At 68.2% G+C, this 2093-nt stretch carries 1 protein-coding gene; it reads left to right on the top strand.

The annotated features are described in order from the left end of the window. The coding region (locus ACH4S9_RS47060) for a type I polyketide synthase (protein ID WP_398377822.1) at positions 1-2093 on the top strand (2093 nt) is incomplete at both ends.

The raw sequence follows: 2093 nt of genomic DNA, 5'->3' as shown, positions 1-2093 counted from the left end.
ACCCACGGCCACCCCACCACCTGGCACCAACAACACCACACCCACCACCACACCAACCTCCCCACCTACCCCTTCCAACACCACCACTACTGGCTTCATCTCTCCGAGCCGCAAGCCGACCAGCACGCTCCTCGCACCGTCACGGCCGAATCGCCCGCCACGGCCACCCTCCGTCAGCGGCTCTCCCACCAACGACCGGACGAGCAGCAGCAGATCCTCCTCGACGTCGTTCGTGCGCATATCGCCGCCGTCCTCGGCCACCAGAGCCCCCAGAAAATCCAAGCCGAGCGCGCATTCAAGGAACTGGGCTTCACCTCGCTGACTGCCGTCCAACTGCGCAATCGCCTGTGCGAGGCCACCGGGCTGACCCTCGCATCTACCATCGTCTTCGACCACCCGAGCCCCGCCGCGCTCGTGCAGCATCTGCGCGAGCAGTTTCTGGGTACGCAGGGCGAAATCATCAGCCACGTCCCCCTCACGGCCGCCGGCACGGGCGAACCCATCGCAATTGTCGGCATGGCATGCCGCTATCCGGGGGACGTGCAGTCCCCGGAACAGCTATGGGATCTCCTCGTGGCCGAGCAGGACGCGATCTCGGGATTCCCGACCGATCGCGGCTGGGACCTCGACAAGCTCTACGACCCGGACCCCGAGCGATTCGGAACGTCGTACACGAGAGAGGGGGGATTCATTCACCACGCGGGCGAATTCGACGCCGAATTCTTCGGCATCAGCCCGCGCGAGGCCCTGGCCATGGATCCTCAGCAGCGAATGCTTCTCGAGGTCTCCTGGGAAGCCTTCGAGCGGGCAGGAATCGACCCAACCTCCGTGCGTGGCACGCAGACCGGGATCTTCGCCGGGCTGGCCTACCACGACTACGCGCAGCGCTTCCCGACCGCTCCCGAGGGGTTCGAGGGATACCTCGTTCATGGAAGCGCGGGCAGTATCGCCTCGGGGCGCGTCGCCTACACCCTCGGTCTGGAAGGGCCGGCGGTCACCGTGGACACGGCGTGTTCATCGTCGCTGGTCGCACTGCACCTGGCCTGCCAGGCGCTGCGGTCCGGAGAATGCTCGATGGCCCTCGCCGGCGGGGTCACCGTCATGTCCACCCCGGCGGCCTTCATCGAGTTCTCCCGGCAGCGTGGGCTGTCTCCGGACGGACGATGCAAGGCGTTCTCAGCCACAGCCGATGGCACCGGCTGGGGCGAGGGTGTGGGCATGGTGCTGGTGGAACGGCTCTCGGACGCGCAGCGGCTCGGGCATCCCGTCCTGGCCGTGGTACGGGGGACGGCGGTCAACCAGGACGGAGCCAGCAACGGCCTCACCGCACCCAACGGCCTCTCGCAACAACGTGTCATCCGCCAGGCCCTCGCCAACGCCGAGTTGACTCCGGCCGCCATTGACGCGGTGGAGGGACACGGTACGGGGACCACGTTGGGCGACCCGATCGAGGCGCAGGCCCTCCAGGCCACGTACGGTCTGGACCGGCCCGCGGACCAGCCGCTTTGGCTCGGCTCGATGAAGTCGAACATCGGACACGCCCAGGCGGCAGCCGGGGTGGGCGGCGTCATCAAGATGGCGCTGGCGATGCGGCAGGGGTTGCTGCCGCGGACATTGCACATCGAGGAGCCGTCGCCGCACGTGGACTGGTCTGCGAGCGGGCTGCGGCTGCTGACGGAGGCCACGCCCTGGCCTGAGACCGGCCGCCTACGGCGTGCGGGCGTGTCGTCGTTCGGGGTGAGCGGCACCAACGCGCATGTGATCCTCGAACAGGCACCACCACCCGCCGAAGCCCCGGCAAATGGTGAAGACGCTTCAACGCCACCTTCGCTGTCTGTGCCTTGGGTTGTGTCGGCGAAGTCCGAGGATGCGCTGCGAGCGCAGGCGCGGCAACTGCGTCAATACCTCGCTTCCGACCCGGAACTCGACTTGGCCGACGTCGGATACGCGCTGGCCAACGACCGTGCCGCCTTCGAGCACCGTGCGGTACTCCTGGGTCCCGGCCGCGAGGACTTCCTCCACGGCCTGGCGGCACTGGCGGCCGGTGAGGAGCACGAGGGGCTTGTGCGCGGCGTGGCGTCCGGAGCGGGGAA

The organism is Streptomyces sp. NPDC021225, from assembly GCF_044332865.1.
Classification (GTDB): Bacteria; Actinomycetota; Actinomycetes; order Streptomycetales; family Streptomycetaceae; genus Streptomyces.
This window is presented reverse-complemented; position numbering and strand designations above follow the sequence as displayed.